Raw genomic sequence first — 18,182 nt, forward strand, 5'->3', positions numbered from 1 at the left:
TTAACAGAAAGTGTCAACAAGCCGCTGACACTCCCTTAAGCATGTTTACAGTACTGCAACCTTCCCGTAAAATGCCCGCACACATGAAACGACAATTGAGCCTTTGTTATTGAGGTCGTTAGATGAGACTTAAGAAATACAATAAAAGTATTGGGATGCTGTCATTAATCGCAGCCACTGTATTGCTCAGTGGTTGCGATATGGTTTTGATGAATCCCAAAGGAGCAATTGGTGTTGAGCAACGGACACTGATTATCACTGCAATCGCGTTGATGTTGATCGTGGTGGTGCCAGTTATCTTCATGGCGTTCGCCTTTGCCTGGAAGTATCGCGCTTCCAACAAAGACGCCAAGTACAGTCCGAACTGGGCCCACTCCAACAAGATCGAAGCGGTCGTCTGGACCATTCCTATCATTATCATCGCCATCCTTGGCACCATTACCTGGAAGACCACCCACGAACTCGACCCGTTCAAGCCGATTGTCACAGACAAGAAGCCGATGACGATCGAAGTGGTGTCGCTCGACTGGAAATGGCTGTTCATCTACCCGGAACAAGGCATTGCGACCGTTAATGAGCTGGCTTTCCCGAAAGATGTTCCAGTCGAATTCAAGATCACCTCTAACTCGGTAATGAACTCGTTCTTTATCCCGCAGTTGGGTGGACAGATTTATGCGATGGCCGGCATGCAGACCAAACTGCACCTGATCGGCAACGAAGCCGGTGCCTACAAAGGCATCTCCAGCAGCTACAGCGGCGCAGGCTTCTCCGGTATGAAATTCACCGCGATCGTTACCCCGACCGAAGGCGACTTCGATCAATGGGTGGCCAAGGTGAAGGCATCGTCTAAAAACCTGAACACCACCGACGACTTTAACAAACTGGCAGAGCCGAGTGAAAACAACCCGGTTGAGTACTTTGCCGCTGTCAAACCGAATTTGTTCAAAGAAACAATTGCCAAATTCATGGGCGACATGGATATGCACAAGGGCGCTGGCGCGCACGAAGGCATGGACATGAGCCAAGGTATGGACATGGGTGAACATGCTGCTCACGCCGGAGCCGAGGAATAACTGATGTTGGGAAAATTAACACTTGATGCGGTTCCGTACCACGAACCGATCATCATGGTCACCGTAGCCGCAATTATTGTCGGGGGCCTGGCAGTGCTGGCGCTGCTGACATATTTCGGCAAATGGAAGTGGTTGTGGAGCGAATGGCTGACTTCGGTCGACCATAAAAAAATTGGTATCATGTACATCATCGTGGCGATGGTCATGCTGCTGCGCGGTTTCGCCGACGCCATCATGATGCGTAGCCAGCAGGCGTTGGCGTCCGCCGGCGAAGCCGGGTTCCTGCCGCCGCACCACTACGACCAGATCTTCACCGCGCACGGCGTTATCATGATCTTCTTCATGGCGATGCCTTTCGTGGTCGGCCTGATGAACGTCGTGGTGCCGCTGCAAATCGGTGCGCGCGACGTCGCCTTCCCGTTCCTGAACTCCCTGAGCTTCTGGTTCTTCGTGGTGGGCGTTGTGCTGATCAACATCTCCCTGGGGGTCGGTGAGTTCGCTCAGACCGGTTGGCTGGCGTATCCGCCGCTGTCGGGTAAAGAGTACAGTCCTGGCGTCGGGGTCGATTACTGGATCTGGAGTCTGCAGATTTCCGGTCTGGGTACCCTGCTGACCGGCGTGAACTTCTTCGCCACCATTCTGAAGATGCGTGCCCCTGGCATGCCTATGATGAAGATGCCGGTGTTCACCTGGGCGGCCCTGTGTACCAACGTCCTGATCATCGTTTCTTTCCCAATTCTGACCGTCACCATCGCGCTGCTGACCCTGGATCGCTATCTGGGCACCCATTTCTTCACCAATGATATGGGCGGCAACATGATGATGTACATCAACCTGATTTGGGCCTGGGGTCACCCAGAGGTGTATATCCTGGTTCTGCCGGTGTTCGGCGTGTTCTCCGAAGTCACCGCGACCTTCTCCAGAAAACGCCTGTTTGGCTATACCTCACTGGTATGGGCAACCATCGCGATTACCGTTCTGTCGTTCATCGTCTGGCTGCACCACTTCTTCACCATGGGGTCCGGCGCGAACGTTAACGCCTTCTTCGGTATCGCCACCATGATCATTTCCATCCCGACCGGGGTGAAAATCTTCAACTGGCTGTTCACCATGTATCAGGGCCGTATCAAGCTCAACTCCGCGATGCTGTGGACCGTTGGCTTCATCATCACCTTCTCCGTGGGTGGTATGACCGGCGTTCTGCTGGCGGTGCCGGGCGCGAACTTCGTGCTGCACAACAGCCTGTTCCTGATCGCTCACTTCCACAACGTCATCATCGGCGGCGTGGTGTTCGGTTGCTTCGCGGGCCTGACCTACTGGTTCCCGAAATCCTTCGGCTTCACGCTGAACGAAAAATGGGGCATCCGCGCGTTCTGGTTCTGGATCATCGGCTTCTTCACCGCCTTCATGCCGCTGTACGCATTGGGCTTTATGGGCATGACCCGTCGTATCAGCCAGAACATCAACCCTGAGTTCCACCCTCTGCTGCTGGTTGCAGCCGGCGGTGCGGCGCTGATCGCCTGCGGCATCCTGTGCCAGCTGATTCAGATCTTCGTCAGTATCCGTGACCGCGAACAGAACCGCGATCTGACCGGTGACCCATGGGGCGCTCGTACTCTGGAGTGGTCAACCTCGTCTCCACCACCGTTCTATAACTTTGCCGTAGTGCCGCAGATTCATGACCGTGATGAATTCTGGGACATGAAAGAAAAAGGCGAAGCGTATAAGAAACCGGCTAAATACGAACCGATTCATATGCCTAAGAACACCGGCGCCGGCGTTATCATCGCCTTCTTCAGCCTGGTCTTCGGTTTCGCAATGATTTGGGAAATCTGGTGGATGGCTCTGGCCGGCTTCATCGGTATGATCGTTGTCTGGATCGGCAAGAGCTTCGATCACGATGTTGACTACTATGTGCAGGTTGATGAAATCGAGCGCATTGAGAACCAACACTACGAACAAATCCGTAAAGCAGGCGTGAACCATGTCAACTGAAACTCTGACCAATCATAACGCAGCCCATGCAGAGCATGGGCACCACGACGCGGGAGAGACCAAAGTCTTCGGATTCTGGATCTACCTGATGAGCGACTGTATTTTGTTTGCGAGCTTGTTCGCGACTTATGCAGTCCTGGTGAACGGGACCGCTGGCGGTCCCTCAGGTAAAGACATCTTCGACCTGAAGTTTGTCCTGGTCGAAACTTTCCTGCTGTTGTTCAGCTCCATCACCTACGGCATGGCGATGATCGCCATGAACAAGGGTAAAGTTGGCGGTGTAAACACCTGGCTGTTCCTGACCTTCCTGTTTGGTCTGGGCTTCGTGGCGATGGAAATCTATGAATTCCATCATCTGATCGCCGAAGGCTTCGGTCCGGATCGCAGCGCGTTCCTGTCCAGCTTCTTCGCGCTGGTCGGCACCCACGGTCTGCACGTAACTTCCGGCCTGATTTGGATCATCGTGCTGATGATTCAGGTGAGCAAGTTCGGCCTGACCGCGACCAACAAAACCCGCCTGATGTGCCTGAGCCTGTTCTGGCACTTCCTGGACGTGGTCTGGATCTGCGTATTTACCGTTGTCTACCTGCTGGGGGTTATGTAATGAGCCATTCATCCCATGAAACCTCTCACGGCGGCGCAAGCCACGGCAGCGTGAAGTCATACCTGATCGGCTTTATTCTGTCGATCATCCTGACGGTAATTCCATTTGCGATGGTAATGAACGGCACTGCCTCTCATTCCACCATCCTGGCGGTTGTTGTCGGCATGGCGGTTATCCAGGTGATTGTTCACCTGGTTTACTTCCTGCACATGAACACCTCATCGGAAGAGCGCTGGAACCTGGTGGCATTGCTGTTCACCGCTATGATCATCGGTATCGTTGTTGTAGGTTCACTCTGGATTATGTACAACCTCAACATCAATATGATGGTCGATTAAGAGCTGAGCTGCACGTGATGATTAAGCAATACCTGCAAGTCACTAAACCAGGAATTATTTTCGGCAATTTAATTTCTGTCGTTGGGGGATTCCTGCTCGCTTCCAAAGGGAGCATCGACTATCCCCTGTTTCTCGCCACCCTGGTGGGTGTCTCGTTGGTGGTCGCGTCGGGCTGTGTGTTTAACAACTACATCGACCGCGACATCGACAAGAAAATGGAGAGAACGAAGAATCGGGTGCTGGTAAAAGGCCTGATCGCGCCGAGTGTCACCCTGGTTTATGCGACCGTTCTGGGTATTGTGGGCTTCGCGTTGCTGTATATCGCGGCCAACCCGCTGGCCATGTGGCTGGCGGTGATGGGCTTCGTGGTTTATGTCGGCGTTTACAGCCTGTACATGAAACGCCACTCGGTCTACGGCACGCTGATCGGCAGCCTGTCGGGCGCCGCGCCGCCGGTTATCGGCTACTGCGCGGTAACCAACGAGTTCGACGCCGGGGCATTGATCCTGCTGGCTATCTTTAGCCTGTGGCAGATGCCGCATTCTTATGCGATCGCTATCTTCCGCTTTAAAGATTACCAGGCGGCCAACATTCCGGTGCTGCCGGTGGTGAAAGGCATTTCCGTCGCCAAGAACCACATCACGGTCTACATCCTGGCATTTATGATCGCCACGCTGATGCTGACCCTGGTGGGCTACGCCGGCTACAAATACCTGATCGTCGCTGCGGCGGTGAGCGTCTGGTGGCTGGGCATGGCGCTGCGCGGTTACAAAACCGAAAACGACAGCGTCTGGGCGCGTAAACTGTTCGTGTTCTCCATCGTCGCCATCACCTCGCTGAGCGTGATGATGTCGATCGACTTCAGCGCCACGGCGGCGCCTGAAGCGCTGGTGACCTACGTTTGGTAAGCCAAATCATCTGTGAATGGGCCGCTTTTGCGGCCCATTTTATTTGTCACGCCGAAAAGCGGCCGAACTGTAATATCTGTTAAACAACATTCGATTTACCCCCCCTGCCCTGCACACTAAAATGACGCAGCTTTACAGAAATCATGCCATCAGGCGCTGTCTCAACGTCTGATGGCATGGTTTTTACCGAGGTTTGATGTGAACGATAATTCAATGACCCCGCAGGAGCGCCGCGCCACCTGGGGATTAGGCACCGTATTCTCCCTGCGCATGCTCGGCATGTTTATGGTACTGCCGGTGCTGACCACCTACGGCATGGCGCTCAACGGCGCCAGCGAAGCGCTGATCGGCATCGCCATCGGCATCTACGGCCTGGCGCAGGCGGTGTTTCAAATCCCGTTCGGCCTGGTGTCCGATCGCATCGGCCGCAAGCCGCTGATCGTCGGCGGCCTGCTGATCTTTGCCCTCGGCAGCGTGCTCGCCGCCGCTACCGACTCGATCTGGGGCGTGATCCTCGGCCGCGCGCTACAAGGCTCCGGCGCCATCGCCGCCGCAGTAATGGCGCTGCTCTCCGATCTGACCCGCGAGCAGAACCGCACCAAGGCGATGGCGTTTATCGGCGTCAGCTTCGGTATCACCTTCGCCATCGCCATGGTATTGGGCCCTATCATCACCCACGCCTTAGGCCTGCATGCGCTGTTCTGGATGATCGCCGTACTGGCGCTGGCCGGCATTGTCATCACCCTGGCGGTGGTGCCTTCCGCCGACACTCACCTGCTGAACCGCGAGTCCAGCATCGTGCGCGGCAGCTTCCGCAAGGTGCTGAGCAACTCGCGCCTGCTGAAGCTCAACTTCGGCATCATGTGCCTGCATATCCTGCTGATGTCGAGCTTCGTGGCGCTGCCGCTGGCGATGGAAAAAGCCGGGCTGGCGGCCAGCGAGCACTGGATCGTCTACCTGGTCACCATGCTGGTGTCGTTCGCCGCCGTGGTGCCTTTCATCATCTATGCCGAAAAATATCGCCGCATGAAACAGGTGTTTATGGGCTGCGTGGCGGTGCTGTTCTGCGCCGAAGTGTTGCTGTGGCTCTCCGGCGCGCGCCTGTGGGGCATCATCGCCGGCGTGCAGCTGTTCTTCATAGCCTTCAACGTGATGGAAGCCATTCTGCCTTCGCTGATCAGCAAAGAATCGCCGGCCGGCTACAAGGGCACCGCGATGGGGGTCTACTCCACCAGCCAGTTTATCGGCGTGGCGATCGGCGGCAGCCTCGGCGGCTGGCTATACGGATTGCAGGGCGCAGGGCTGGTGTTTATGGCCGGCGCCGTGTTGGCCGCGGTCTGGTTCCTGGTCAGCAGCACCATGAAAGAGCCGCCGTATGTCAGCAGCCTGCGCATTACGCTGTCGGAACTGGCGGTAAAGGATTCGGCGCTGGAAAGCCGCCTGAAGGCGCAGCCCGGCGTGGCCGAAGCGATCGTGGTGCCGGAAGAGCGCAGCGCCTACGTCAAGGTGGATACCAAGCAGACCAATCGCGGTCAGCTGGAAGCGCTGGTCAATTCGCTATAAAGCATCAGGGCCGGCAATGCCGGCCCTGTAGAGATTAATCGCGGAAGTTCTTGAACTGGAACGGCTGCCCCAGATCGCCGCCGCGCACCAGCGCCATCACGCTCTGCAAATCGTCGCGTGACTTGCCGGTCACCCGCACTTCTTCGCCCTGGATCTGCGCCTGCACCTTCAGCTTGCTGTCTTTGATCAGCTTGACGATTTTCTTCGCCACAGAGGTTTCAATCCCCTGCTTCAGCTTGGCTTCCACGCTGTAGGTTTTACCGCTGTGGGTAAACTCTTCCGGGATCTCCAGCGCGGCGCCGTCGATGCTGCGCTTGCTCAGCTTTTCGCGCAGAATGTCGAGCAGCTGCTGCACCTGGAAATCAGACTCGGTGGCAACCTTGATGCTTTGGTTTTTCTCGTTTAGCTCAAAGCTGGCCGGCACGTTGCGAAAATCCCAGCGGGTGCCGAGATCGCGGGTGGCGTTCTCAACGGCGTTACGCACTTCCTGCATATCAATTTCGGAAACGATGTCGAAAGATGGCATACTTCTTCCTCCTGAATGAGTGCCTAATAGCTTAGGCGATTTTGATGCCGAGCATGATAACCGCTTTGCCGCCTCAGACAAAATCTGCTGAACGCACGCAGGGATAGCGCTTCGGGCTGCCATAAAGCCTATAGTTAATTCACGGTAATTGAGCGGTATTCCCGTGTTTCCAAGGAGACTGAATGAAAATAACCATTCTTGGTTGCGGCGCGCTCGGACAACTGTGGCTCTCCCGGCTGTATCAACAGGGCCACGATGTGCAGGGATGGCTAAGAGTGCCTCAGCCTTTTTGCGCCGTGAACGTGATAGAGCCGGAAGGCGTCTCGTTCAATCGCAACTTGCCCACCAACGATCCGGAGCACCTTGCGCAGAGCGAGCTGCTGCTGGTGACGCTGAAAGCCTGGCAGGTGTCCAGCGCGGTCAGCGCGCTGCTGCCGAAGCTGAACCCCCAGTGCGCCATTTTGCTGCTGCACAACGGCATGGGCACCCAGGAGGAGCTGCCGCCGAACGGCCAGCCGATCCTGCAGGGCACCACCACCCACGCCGCGCGCCACGAAGGCAGCACCATTATTCACGTCGCCACCGGCATCACCCACATTGGCCCCACCTCGCCGGCCGCCCAACACCTCAGCCACCTGGCGGAAGTGCTGCATCAGGCGCTGCCCGACGTCGCCTGGCACAACAACATCGCCTCGGCCAACTGGCGCAAGCTGGCGGTCAACTGCGTGATCAACCCGCTGACGGCGCTGTACGGCTGCCGCAACGGCGATCTGCAGCGCTACCCGGAGCAGATCGAAACGCTGTGCCGTGAAGTCGCCAGCGTGATGGCGATGGAGGGCTACCACACCTCCTGCGAAGGTCTGATGCAATACGTGATGGACGTGATCCACAGCACCGCCGACAACGTTTCGTCGATGCTGCAGGATATCCGCAGCCAGCGGCACACCGAGATCGACTACATCACCGGTTACCTGCTGCGCCGCGCGCGCAGCCACGGCCTCACTCTGCCGGAGAATGCGCGGCTGTTTGAACTGATTAAACGAAAGGAAAATGAATATGAGCGTATCGGCGCTGGTCTGCCTGGCACCTGGTAGCGAAGAAATCGAAGCCGTCACCACCCTCGATCTGCTGGTGCGGGCGGGCGTAAAAGTCACTACCGCCAGCGTTGCCGGCGACGGCGAGCTGACTATCGTCTGTTCGCGCGGCGTCAAGCTGCTGGCCGACGCGCCGCTGGTGGCGATCGTCGATGAGCCGTTCGACGCCATCGTGCTGCCCGGCGGCCTGAAAGGCGCAGAATGCTTCCGCGACAGCCCGCTGCTGGTGGAAAAGGTGCGGCAGATGCATCTGCAGGGCAACATCGTCGCCGCCATCTGCGCGGCGCCGGCGCTGGTGCTGCAGCATCACGATCTGTTCCCGATCGGCAACATGACCGGCTTCCCGGGCCTGAAAGACCAGATACCGGCGGATAAATGGATGGAGCGCCGCGTGGTGTACGACGCGCGCGTCAACCTGCTCACCAGCCAGGGGCCGGGCACCGCGATGGAGTTCGCGCTGAAGCTGATAGACCTGCTGCTCGGCAAGGCCAAGGCGGCGGAGATCGCCGCGCAGCTGGTGCTGATCCCCGGGATGTACGATTATCGCGACAGTGAAGAAAACTGAATCAGCGATCGTAAACACGGGGCGCAGCTCCACGCCCCGTATCGCGTCAAAAACTGAGCTGGCTGGAGAAGCCCAAAACCAGACGCTCACTCGGCAGCGCGCCGGGTTTGATCACCGGCGTGCCGGCGAAAATGTCCGCAGCAAAACGCCCCTGATTCACCTGCAGGCCAATGACGCTCCCCGCCAACTGGCCGCCTTCCCCCTGTTGTTTGGCCAACTGCCCGTAGTCGAATCCAATATAGGGTTGTAGCATGTCACGTTCCAACGTCAGCGTATTGCGCAGATACCCTCCGCTGCTGCCGATCAATTTGCTGTCGCCGCTAAACCCACGCACCGTAGAACGGTCGCCGATAAACGACTTATCCTGGATCGGCTGTGCGGCGCTCGCCCATTGCCCCGATAACTCCCCGAGATAACGCAGACGATGACCAAATGCATTGAAGGGTTTCAGCATACTGCCGCCCGCTCGCAGCTGCTGTTCGGCATGTGAGCTCCCCTTCCCGACCCCGGCAAGGGCGTCGGCGGTCAGCGCGATTTGCGCACGGGCACCATAATAAAGATGGCTGACGCCCAGCTTCAGGCTGGTTAGCCGTGCGCTCTGCAAGGCAATCTCCGTGTCATTGAGGTAATAGCGGTAATGACGTTGCAGCAGTTGCGCATTCAACGACGTTTTCTCATTCATCCCGCGCGCCAACGTATAGTCAGCCTGCAGCCCCCAATACTGCGAACGGCCGTTATAGCGATAATCGGTGAAGTTGCCGGCGAAAGTCTGGTGATAGCGGCTGTCTCCGCCCAACGCGCTGAAGCGCCAGTATCCCCAAGGCAAGCTATAGTACAGGGCGCGGCTTTCATTGCCTTTGCCCGGCGGCGCCAGAATGCTGCGCGCCATCGACAGGTATAAAACGTCGCCCAAGGCGGTCAGATTATCGAGATACAGCGCGCCGCCGGTCTGATAACGCCCCGTAGAACGAACGCCGGCGTCATCCGCCCAGGCGGTAAAACGCCAATATTTATCCTGTTGGCGCAGGATCTCGATATCGCTTTCGCCAGCTCGTTCGCCCGGAGCAATGCGGATATCGCTGATGACGCCCGGTATCCCCCCCATGTTCTCCAGCCCTTGCTCGATACTACGCAAATTCAGCACATCGCCGGCCGCAATGGGAAAAAGCGCATCGGGGCGGAAATAGGCGCTGCTGCCCGCCTGCATTTTCAGCTGACCGATGCGGCCATAATGCACACGAACCTTCAGTATCCCTGCCGGTACCTCTTGAACGTCGAGCTGCACCCGCGAAGTGATATAGCCTTGCGCTATCAGCGCGTTTTGCAGCTTTTTGCGCAACCTCGCCAACCCTTTATCCCCCATACAGCGGCCACGGGCCGTATGCGCCAACTGTTTGAAAGCCGTGAGGCGTAGCGGCGCCGTCGCCGTTTCGACGTTATCGATCATCCAACACGGAGATTCGCTGATAAATATGTCCGCTTGCGCGTTTTGCTCCGGCTGCGGCGACAAAACAGGAGGGGTGGACGGTAACAGCTTGCGTTGCGTATCGCCGATGAGGCTTTCCTGGCTAACGCGTTGTTTGGCCGGCGCCGGCGTGGCTTCAGCGCGGCTGCAACAGCTGAACAGCACGCCCAGACAAAGAATAAGACATTCCCTTTTCATGCTCTCTCATCCATTCCCCCACCCTTGGGTGGGGGAAACGTTTGTCACATCCAATAAGACCAACCGTAAGGCCAGCCAAAACCGCCGTATCCCCAACCCCAGCTATTCACGGGCTTGTTGATGTCGCGGCCGTTGTTGGTGACCGCGCCGGACGTGGAGCGCATCGTGCCTGAGTTGTTGAAAGAGACGCCGCGATGGCTGATATCGCCATAGGCTTCAATCCTGCCGTAGTTGCTGAAACTGGTGTCCGACAAGCTGATGGAAGAAGCGCGAGAAACGATGCTCCCGCGGTTGGTGATGGACGTTCCCTGGATCGCCGCGCCGTTTTGGGCTTCGATCACGCCATTGCCGGCGTTGAACAAGCTGGTGGCGTTGAGTTGCAAAGCCTGCGCGGATTGAATGCCGCCGGTATTGTCGACGCGGGTCGCCCGCAGTGTCAGCGCGCCGTTTTGCGTTTTGACGCTGCCGCGATTGTTCAGTTGGGTCGCATTCAGCCGTATTACCCCGCCCTCGATGCGGCCGATATTGTCCAACTGCGTTGCCGTCAGGGAGGCCGAACGCGCACTCACGTTCTTTTCATTTTGCAGCCGGGTAGCGCTGATGTTCAATTGCCCCTGTGAAGCGATATTTCCTTGATTGACCAGCGAGTCGGTACTGATGTCGGCGCCGCCGTTTTTCGCCTGAATCTGACCGCGGTTGGCGATACCGACGGAAGCGCGAGATACGTTTTGAGCGCCGTTGCCGATTTGCACGCGTTCATCACTTCCCGCGTCGGTTTGGATACTGACGATGCTGACATTGTTCAACGCGGCGCCGGCGTTGGAGCCCGCCCCATTGGCATTGCCGCTATTGACGCCTACGCCGTTTTCATTGGCGACCAGCCTAATCTTGTTGGCATACATTCCCCCCAACTCGGCGACGTCGATCAATACTTCAGGCTTATCTTTAGACGCATCAACGCTATTGAAGCGGGATAGATCTGCCGAAACCGTTTTTTTCCCCGCCGAGACTAACAGGGCGTCCGCATGAACCGCCGCGCTGATTTCCGCCGTGCGCGCAATAACAGCCGTATAATCGACATCGCCCTTCGTCAAGCCCTCCCCCTCGACTCGAATATTGCCTTGATTAACGTGGAAGCCGTTAAAAGCGCCGTCCTTGAACTGCAAATCGGCGGTAGTTAATACGCCGTTGCGGGCATTAATAAAACCGCAACCGTTGCAGGTAATGCCGGATTTATTGGCAATGACAACATCGGCACGTTGCCCGGCGACTTCTACCACCCCCTTCAAAATACTTTTATTTGCCGAATTCACTTCATTCAGAATTACCTTAGCTGCACGGCCCTCTAACTGAGCGTTCCCCGCAACGGTTCCGGCCAATGACGTATTCGCGCCCGCAAGGCTGTTATTTAAAATAGCGCCCTGAGCGCCAACGTCGAACTGCGTGTAAACGTTATGCGAGACACCGTCCGCACCCGCACGATTGATATTCACCACCGGCACCTGATTGATATGGTCAACCGATGCGCCCCCCGCCTGAGGTGCTATTTGCGCCAACAGCGGCGCGCTGGGCAACAGCAACGCCGCTGCCGACAACAGCAATGTCGTCTTATTCATTTTCATTAATCGCTCTCCTTAAATAACGTTGTCCATCCCTGCCAACCATTAACTGACGTTCAGACTAATGGCGAAAAAAATTAATGGCCATAGGGATATCCTCCTTTGCAATGTGCATTACCCTGATAACCATAAAATACGAATGGCTTATGCTCAGCAAAAATATAATTTGCACAGTAAGAAAAAACATGTGCAATCAAATGCCAAAACACAATTTCAATAGGGAGTCAGCAGATAAACGCCGACAGGGCTGCCAGCGTTCGATAACAATAATATCCATACCATCAAATAAAAAAATCAATAGATTTTTAATATATTGACTGAAGTGATTTTAATAAAAGGAAAAACAAGTTAAGTGTATTATTTAAAAAAAGGCGTAATAAGCAGGGTTATTTGGCGGGAAAATGCGCTTTGAAAGAAAACGGCCGGCGTCTGGCGGCGCCGGCGGATAAATTACGGACGATAAACCTTCACGTTTCTGAAGCCTTGCTCCAACAGGTACAGCGCCTGCAGGCGGCTCATCACGCCGCGCTCGCAGTACAGCAGGTAGGTTTTGCTCTGATCCAGATCGCCGAACTGGGTGCTCAGCTTATAGAACGGTAGCGCTTTCACTTCAACCTGTTCCAACTGCAGCGGCTTCTCTTCCTGCTCGTCGTTGGAGCGGATATCCAGGATCACCTCGTCGGCGCCGAAGGCCGCGACGGTTTCCACCTCGGTCACCTGCTCCTGCGCCTGCTCGGCGATGGAGCGGATATCGACGTTCTTCGCTTCGCTCACCACCCGGTCGAGAATGCTGAAATCGAAGTGGCTCTCTTCCTCTTCGATCTTGGCCTTGACAGCTTTCACCGTCGGGCTCTTCGAAATCACGCCGCAGTATTCCGGCATGGTTTTGGCGAAGTCTTCGGTGCCGATTTCGCGCGCCAGCTTGATGATGTGCTCTTTATCGTGCGAGATCAGCGGACGCAGGATCAGGGTATCGGACGCGTTGTCGATCAAGCGCAGGTTGGTCAGCGTCTGGCTGGAGACCTGCCCCAAGGCTTCGCCGGTCACCAGCGCCTGCACGCCGTAGCGTTCGGCCACTTGCGAAGCGGCGCGCACCATCATGCGCTTGAGCACCACGCCCATCTGGCCGTCGTCAATCTTCTCCAGGATCTCACCCACCACCGGCTCGAAATCGATGGCGACGAAGCGCACCTTGTGCGAGCTGGCGAAGCGATTCCACAGGTAGTGCGCCACCTGCTTCACGCCGATCTCGTGCGCGGCGCCGCCCAGGTTGAAGAAGCAGAAGTGCACGCGACAGCCGCGACGCATCAGCATGTAGCTGGACACGCCCGAGTCGAAACCGCCGGAAATCAGCGACATTACGTCTTCCTGGGTGCCGACCGGGTAACCGCCGATGCCTTCGAGGCGGCGTTTGACCAGCATCAGCTTGTCGTCTTCGATCTCCAGGTTTACCGTAACCTGCGGGCGGCTCAGGTTAACGCGCGCGCTCTCGATATGCTGGTTCAGACCGCCGCCGACATAGCGCTCCACGTCCTGCGAGTTGAACGCCTGCTTGCCGCGGCGCTTGACGCGCACGCAGAAGGTTTTGCCTTCCAGCTGGGCGCGGTAGGCTTCCAGGGTCTGCTCGAAGATGTGGTGGATATCGGTATAAGCGCGATCTTCCACTTCCAGAATATGGTGGATGCCGGGAATGCGCGTCAGGGCGTCGGCGATGACCGGCCGCTGGTTTTCATCTTTGGCGCGAACTTCGATATGATCCCAGTGACGGACGACCGCCAGCGTTTCATCATACTGCTTCAGGACGTTGCGAATATTGGTCGAGAGAATCTTGATAAAGCGCAAGCGCACAGATTGGCTCTTGATGGTGATTTCCGGGAACAATTTAATGATAAACTTCATGGCGGTCTTTGTTGTCAGATAAGAATTACGGCGCGGAGTATATCACCATATCGCCGCGCTCTGCGCACAAAACCATACATGAGCGCCATGATTTGCTAATCAAGATCCGCTAGGATAGGCTCTGGCGCCACGGTTCACATGATGACGTAAAAAGAAAATTATGCCGAAAAAACCAGCACAATCAGCCAGTACAGAGCAAACAGCCAGCTTTGAAAGCGCCCTCGGCGAGCTGGAAAGCATCGTGACGCGTCTGGAATCAGGCGAACTGCCGCTGGAAGACGCGCTGAACGAATTCGAACGCGGCGTGCAGCTGGCGCGTCAGGGCCAGCAGAAACTGCAACAGGCGGAACAGCGTGTGCAGATACTTCTTAACGACAGCGCCGACGACGCGGCGCTGGCGCCTTTCACACCGGATACCGAGTAACCGACATGTCTGAGATCGCCCCAGCGGCCGCTTTTGCCGATCAACTGCAGATTTTCCGCCAGCGCGCCGATCGCGCGCTGCTGGACTTCATCGCCCCACTGCCGTTCAACGACGGCAACATGGTGGCGGCGATGCGTCATGGCGCCTTGCTGGGCGGCAAGCGCCTGCGCCCGTTCCTGGTCTACACCACCGGCCAGATGTTCGGCGTGTCGTTGGCCAACCTGGACGCGCCGGCGGCGGCGGTGGAATGCATTCACGCCTACTCGCTGATCCACGACGATCTGCCGGCGATGGACGACGACGATCTGCGACGCGGCCAGCCGACCTGCCACATTAAATTCGGCGAAGCCAACGCGATCCTGGCCGGCGATGCGCTGCAAACGCTGGCGTTTTCGATCCTGGCCGATGCCGAAATGCCCGACGTGGCCCTGCGCGATCGGCTGGCGATGGTCTCCGAACTGGCGACCGCCAGCGGCGTAGCCGGCATGTGCGGCGGCCAATCGCTGGATCTGGAAGCCGAAGGCAAGCGCGTCGACCTGCAGGCGCTGGAGCAGATCCACCGCCACAAAACCGGCGCGCTGATCCGCGCGGCGGTGCGTCTGGGCGCGCTGAGCGCCGGCGAAGCCGGGCGAGCGGCGCTGCCGCAGCTGGATCGTTACGCCGCCGCGGTTGGCCTGGCGTTCCAGGTGCAGGATGACATTTTGGACGTTGTCGGCGAGACTGAAAAGATCGGCAAGCGCCAGGGAGCGGACCAACAACACGGAAAGAGTACCTACCCGGCGTTGCTCGGGCTTGACAGCGCGAAAGCAAAAGCGTGGGATCTCTATCAGGAAGCATTAGCTGCATTAGACACTTTGGCAGCGCAATCTTATAACACAGCGCCATTGCGAGCGTTAGCCAGCTTCATTATTGAACGCGACAATTAACGTGTGACGTTAACTCCTCTGATATGAGTATCGAATGAGTCTTGATATAGCCAAATACCCAACCCTGGCGCTAGCGGAAAACCCCGAGGAACTCCGCTCACTGCCCAAAGAGAGCTTGCCGAAGCTGTGCGATGAGCTGCGGCAATACCTGCTGAACAGCGTCAGTCGCTCCAGCGGCCACTTTGCCTCCGGGCTGGGTACCGTCGAACTGACGGTGGCGTTGCATTTCGTCTACAACACGCCGTTCGATCACCTGGTGTGGGATGTCGGCCACCAGGCCTACCCGCACAAAATTCTGACCGGCCGCCGCGACCGTATCGCCACCATTCGGCAAAAGAACGGCCTGCACCCCTTCCCGTGGCGCGCCGAAAGCGAATACGACGTGCTGTCGGTCGGCCACTCGTCGACCTCGATCAGCGCCGGCCTCGGCATGGCGGTGGCGGCGGAACGTGAAGGCAAAGGCCGCCGCACGGTGTGCGTGATCGGCGACGGCGCCATCACCGCCGGCATGGCGTTCGAAGCGATGAACCACGCCGGCGACATCAACCCGGACATGCTGGTGGTGCTGAACGACAACGAGATGTCGATCTCGGAAAACGTCGGCGCGCTGAACAACCACCTGGCGCAGCTGCTGTCCGGCAAGCTTTACTCCACCCTGCGCGAAGGCGGCAAGAAAGTGCTGGCCGGCGTGCCGCCGATCAAGGAGCTGGTGAAACGCACCGAAGAGCACCTGAAAGGCATGGTGGTGCCGGGCACGCTGTTCGAAGAGCTGGGCTTTAACTATATCGGCCCGGTAGACGGGCACGACGTGCAGGGGCTGGTCGCCACGTTGAAAAACATGCGCGATCTGAAAGGCCCGCAGCTGTTGCACATCATGACCAAGAAAGGCCGCGGTTACGCGCCGGCGGAGAAGGATCCGATCAGCTTCCACGCGGTGCCGAAGTTCGATCCTGCCAGCGGCACGCTGCCGAAAAGCGCCGGCGGTCTGCCGACCTATTCGAAAATCTTCGGCGACTGGCTGTGTGAAACCGCCGCCAAAGACAGCTCGCTGATGGCGATCACGCCGGCGATGCGCGAAGGCTCCGGCATGGTGCAGTTCTCTCGTGACTACCCGCAGCAATATTTCGACGTGGCGATCGCCGAGCAGCACGCGGTCACCTTCGCCGCCGGGCTGGCGATCGGCGGCTACAAGCCGGTGGTGGCGATCTATTCCACCTTCCTGCAACGCGCCTACGATCAGCTGATCCACGATGTGGCGATCCAAAACCTGCCGGTGATGTTCGCCATCGATCGCGGCGGCATCGTCGGCGCCGACGGCCAGACTCACCAGGGGGCGTTCGATCTGTCGTTCATGCGCTGCATCCCGACCATGGTGATCATGACGCCGAGCGACGAGAACGAATGCCGCCAGATGCTGTACACCGGCTATCACTACAACGACGGCCCGAGCGCCGTACGCTATCCGCGCGGCACCGGCACCGGCGCGGCGCTGGAGCCGCTCAACCAGCTGCCGATCGGCAAAGGCGTGGTGCGCCGCCAGGGGGAAAAGATCGCCATTCTCAACTTCGGCACCCTGCTGCCGGAGGCTGCGCAAGCGGCGGAGGCGCTCAACGCCACGCTGGTCGACATGCGCTTCGTCAAACCGCTGGACGAGCAGCTGGTGCTCGAACTGGCCGCCAGCCATGAAACGCTGGTCACGTTGGAAGAGAACGCCATCATGGGCGGCGCCGGCAGCGGCGTCAACGAACTGCTGATGGCCAAACGCCGTCCGGTGCCGGTGCTGAACCTCGGCCTGCCGGACAGCTTTGTCTCGCAGGGCAGCCAGGAAGAACTGCGCGCCGATCTGGGGCTGGACGCCGCCGGCATTCAGCGCCAAATCGAAGCCTGGCTGGCGCAGTAATCGCCACTCGCGCCTGAAAAAACGCCTCCGCTCTCGGGGGCGTTTTCGTTTCCGCCCTCCGGGATCCGCGCTACAGTTACTGTCTGAGCTTTCGAATGGGAGGCAAGCATGAAGTACCTGAAACTGGGCAACACCGATCTGAACGTCTCGCGCATCTGCCTGGGCTGCATGACCTACGGCGAACCGAACCGCGGCAATCACGCCTGGACGCTGCCGGAAGAGAGCAGCCGCCCGCTGCTGAAACAGGCGCTGGAAGCCGGCATCAACTTTTTCGACACCGCCAACAGCTATTCCGACGGCAGCAGCGAGGAGATCCTCGGCCGGGCGCTGCGCGACTATGCGCGCCGCGAAGACGTGGTGGTCGCCACCAAGGTGTATTTCCCGCTGAGCAACCTGGAGCGCGGTTTGTCGCGCGCCAACATCATGCAATCCATCGACGACAGCCTGCGCCGTCTCGGCACCGACTATGTCGATTTGCTGCAGATCCACCGCTGGGATTACGAAACGCCGCTGGAAGAGACACTGGAAGCGCTGCACGACGTGGTGAAAGCCGGCAAGGCGCGTTACATCGGCGCCTCCTCGATGTACGCCTGGCAGTTCGCCAAGGCGCTGTATACCGCCGATCTGCACGGCTGGACGCGCTTTGTTAGCATGCAGGATCAATACAACCTGATTCAGCGCGAAGAAGAGCGCGAAATGCATCCGCTGTGTACCGCCGAAGGCATCGCCGTGCTGCCGTGGAGCCCGCTGGCGCGCGGCCGCCTGACCCGCCCCTGGGGCGAAACCACCGCGCGGCTGGTTTCCGATCAGTTCGGCAAGAGCCTGTACGAGGAAACTGAAGGCATCGACGCCATTATCGCCGAGCGCGTCGCCAGCCTCGCCGACGAACGCGGCGTTTCACGCGCGCAGATCGCGCTGGCCTGGCTGCTGAACAAGCCGGCGGTCAGCGCGCCGATCGTCGGCGCTTCACGCAGCGAGCAGTTGGATGACGCCATCGCCGCGGTCGATTTGAGTTTGTCGCCGCAAGAGGTCGCAGAACTGGAGACGGCTTACGTGCCGCATCGGGTGACGGGATTTGAATAAGA

General features: G+C 58.1%; 16 protein-coding genes. 12 read left to right on the forward strand and 4 right to left on the reverse strand.

The annotated features are described in order from the left end of the window. Window positions 1-122: 122 nt before the first annotated feature. From cyoA to ABTW55_RS06995, 6 genes are all read left to right on the forward strand, one after another. A complete protein-coding gene (gene cyoA, locus ABTW55_RS06970; protein ID WP_025301763.1) occupies window positions 123-1,073 on the forward strand; it encodes a cytochrome o ubiquinol oxidase subunit II in 951 nt (316 codons plus the stop codon). Window positions 1,074-1,076: 3 nt separating this feature from the next. Next, complete coding sequence (gene cyoB, locus ABTW55_RS06975; protein WP_033637313.1) at window positions 1,077-3,068, forward strand: cytochrome o ubiquinol oxidase subunit I; 1,992 nt, start codon at window positions 1,077-1,079, stop codon at window positions 3,066-3,068. Beyond that, window positions 3,058-3,672, forward strand: a complete 615-nt coding sequence (locus ABTW55_RS06980; protein ID WP_004940367.1) for a cytochrome o ubiquinol oxidase subunit III — start codon at window positions 3,058-3,060, stop codon at window positions 3,670-3,672. The genes cyoB and ABTW55_RS06980 overlap by 11 nt, the downstream gene beginning before the upstream one ends. Next, complete coding sequence (locus tag ABTW55_RS06985; protein WP_004940369.1) at window positions 3,672-4,010, forward strand: cytochrome o ubiquinol oxidase subunit IV; 339 nt, start codon at window positions 3,672-3,674, stop codon at window positions 4,008-4,010. The genes ABTW55_RS06980 and ABTW55_RS06985 overlap by 1 nt, the downstream gene beginning before the upstream one ends. A 17-nt stretch (window positions 4,011-4,027) precedes the next feature. Then, on the forward strand, window positions 4,028-4,918 hold the full coding sequence (gene cyoE, locus ABTW55_RS06990; protein WP_019454196.1) for a heme o synthase: 891 nt from the start codon (window positions 4,028-4,030) through the stop codon (window positions 4,916-4,918). 198 nt (window positions 4,919-5,116) lie between these two features. Further along, window positions 5,117-6,481 carry an MFS transporter gene (locus ABTW55_RS06995; RefSeq protein ID WP_060420393.1) on the forward strand — a complete coding sequence of 455 codons (1,365 nt, stop codon included), beginning with the start codon at window positions 5,117-5,119 and terminating at the stop codon, window positions 6,479-6,481. A 34-nt stretch (window positions 6,482-6,515) separates the two neighbouring features. On the opposite strand, the gene ABTW55_RS07000 is transcribed toward ABTW55_RS06995, so the two are convergent. Then, a complete protein-coding gene (locus ABTW55_RS07000) occupies window positions 6,516-7,007 on the reverse strand; it encodes a YajQ family cyclic di-GMP-binding protein (protein ID WP_004940373.1) in 492 nt (163 codons plus the stop codon). Window positions 7,008-7,189: 182 nt separating this feature from the next. On the opposite strand from ABTW55_RS07000, the gene panE reads away from it, so the two are divergent. Then, the gene (gene panE / locus ABTW55_RS07005; protein WP_033647309.1) at window positions 7,190-8,101 is read left to right on the forward strand and encodes a 2-dehydropantoate 2-reductase; all 912 of its coding nucleotides are present in this window, start codon (window positions 7,190-7,192) and stop codon (window positions 8,099-8,101) included. Next, complete coding sequence (yajL, locus tag ABTW55_RS07010) at window positions 8,064-8,666, forward strand: protein deglycase YajL (protein ID WP_033647310.1); 603 nt, start codon at window positions 8,064-8,066, stop codon at window positions 8,664-8,666. Before panE ends, yajL begins: the two co-directional genes overlap by 38 nt. 46 nt (window positions 8,667-8,712) lie before the next feature. On the opposite strand, the gene ABTW55_RS07015 is transcribed toward yajL, so the two are convergent. The 3 genes from ABTW55_RS07015 to thiI all read right to left on the reverse strand — a co-directional run bounded on the left by ABTW55_RS07015 (window position 8,713) and on the right by thiI (window position 13,847). Further along, window positions 8,713-10,329, reverse strand: coding sequence for a ShlB/FhaC/HecB family hemolysin secretion/activation protein (locus ABTW55_RS07015; protein WP_072264999.1), 1,617 nt, complete (start codon window positions 10,327-10,329; stop codon window positions 8,713-8,715). Window positions 10,330-10,373: 44 nt separating this feature from the next. Further along, window positions 10,374-11,951, reverse strand: coding sequence for a filamentous hemagglutinin N-terminal domain-containing protein (locus ABTW55_RS07020; protein WP_060420397.1), 1,578 nt, complete (start codon window positions 11,949-11,951; stop codon window positions 10,374-10,376). 447 nt (window positions 11,952-12,398) lie between these two features. Next, entirely contained in the window at window positions 12,399-13,847 is a 1,449-nt protein-coding gene (gene thiI / locus ABTW55_RS07025; RefSeq protein WP_060420399.1) for a tRNA uracil 4-sulfurtransferase ThiI, read from the reverse strand. 160 nt (window positions 13,848-14,007) lie between these two features. Here thiI and xseB point away from each other — a divergent pair, with 160 nt between their 5' ends. From xseB to ABTW55_RS07045, 4 genes are all read left to right on the forward strand, one after another. After that, on the forward strand, window positions 14,008-14,271 hold the full coding sequence (gene xseB, locus ABTW55_RS07030; RefSeq protein WP_033642062.1) for an exodeoxyribonuclease VII small subunit: 264 nt from the start codon (window positions 14,008-14,010) through the stop codon (window positions 14,269-14,271). Between the two features lie 5 nt (window positions 14,272-14,276). Next, the gene (gene ispA / locus ABTW55_RS07035; protein ID WP_033637304.1) at window positions 14,277-15,197 is read left to right on the forward strand and encodes a (2E,6E)-farnesyl diphosphate synthase; all 921 of its coding nucleotides are present in this window, start codon (window positions 14,277-14,279) and stop codon (window positions 15,195-15,197) included. 34 nt (window positions 15,198-15,231) lie between these two features. Further along, on the forward strand, window positions 15,232-17,097 hold the full coding sequence (gene dxs / locus ABTW55_RS07040; RefSeq protein ID WP_060420401.1) for a 1-deoxy-D-xylulose-5-phosphate synthase: 1,866 nt from the start codon (window positions 15,232-15,234) through the stop codon (window positions 17,095-17,097). Between the two features lie 108 nt (window positions 17,098-17,205). Next, complete coding sequence (locus tag ABTW55_RS07045) at window positions 17,206-18,180, forward strand: aldo/keto reductase (protein ID WP_033637302.1); 975 nt, start codon at window positions 17,206-17,208, stop codon at window positions 18,178-18,180. The last annotated feature ends 2 nt before the right edge of the window (window positions 18,181-18,182 follow it).

The sequence above is a fragment of the Serratia sp. SM04 genome (assembly GCF_040280225.1).
Classification (GTDB): Bacteria; Pseudomonadota; Gammaproteobacteria; order Enterobacterales; family Enterobacteriaceae; genus Serratia; species Serratia sarumanii.

Coding starts and splice junctions, on each gene's coding strand:
- cyoA (WP_025301763.1), top strand. CDS start 123: ATGAGACTTAAGAAATACAATAAAAGTATTGGGATGCTGTCATTAATC.
- cyoB (WP_033637313.1), top strand. CDS start 1,077: ATGTTGGGAAAATTAACACTTGATGCGGTTCCGTACCACGAACCGATC.
- ABTW55_RS06980 (WP_004940367.1), top strand. CDS start 3,058: ATGTCAACTGAAACTCTGACCAATCATAACGCAGCCCATGCAGAGCAT.
- ABTW55_RS06985 (WP_004940369.1), top strand. CDS start 3,672: ATGAGCCATTCATCCCATGAAACCTCTCACGGCGGCGCAAGCCACGGC.
- cyoE (WP_019454196.1), top strand. CDS start 4,028: ATGATTAAGCAATACCTGCAAGTCACTAAACCAGGAATTATTTTCGGC.
- ABTW55_RS07000 (WP_004940373.1), bottom strand. CDS start 7,007: ATGCCATCTTTCGACATCGTTTCCGAAATTGATATGCAGGAAGTGCGT.
- panE (WP_033647309.1), top strand. CDS start 7,190: ATGAAAATAACCATTCTTGGTTGCGGCGCGCTCGGACAACTGTGGCTC.
- yajL (WP_033647310.1), top strand. CDS start 8,064: ATGAGCGTATCGGCGCTGGTCTGCCTGGCACCTGGTAGCGAAGAAATC.
- ABTW55_RS07015 (WP_072264999.1), bottom strand. CDS start 10,329: ATGAAAAGGGAATGTCTTATTCTTTGTCTGGGCGTGCTGTTCAGCTGT.
- ABTW55_RS07020 (WP_060420397.1), bottom strand. CDS start 11,951: ATGAAAATGAATAAGACGACATTGCTGTTGTCGGCAGCGGCGTTGCTG.
- thiI (WP_060420399.1), bottom strand. CDS start 13,847: ATGAAGTTTATCATTAAATTGTTCCCGGAAATCACCATCAAGAGCCAA.
- xseB (WP_033642062.1), top strand. CDS start 14,008: ATGCCGAAAAAACCAGCACAATCAGCCAGTACAGAGCAAACAGCCAGC.
- ispA (WP_033637304.1), top strand. CDS start 14,277: ATGTCTGAGATCGCCCCAGCGGCCGCTTTTGCCGATCAACTGCAGATT.
- dxs (WP_060420401.1), top strand. CDS start 15,232: ATGAGTCTTGATATAGCCAAATACCCAACCCTGGCGCTAGCGGAAAAC.
- ABTW55_RS07045 (WP_033637302.1), top strand. CDS start 17,206: ATGAAGTACCTGAAACTGGGCAACACCGATCTGAACGTCTCGCGCATC.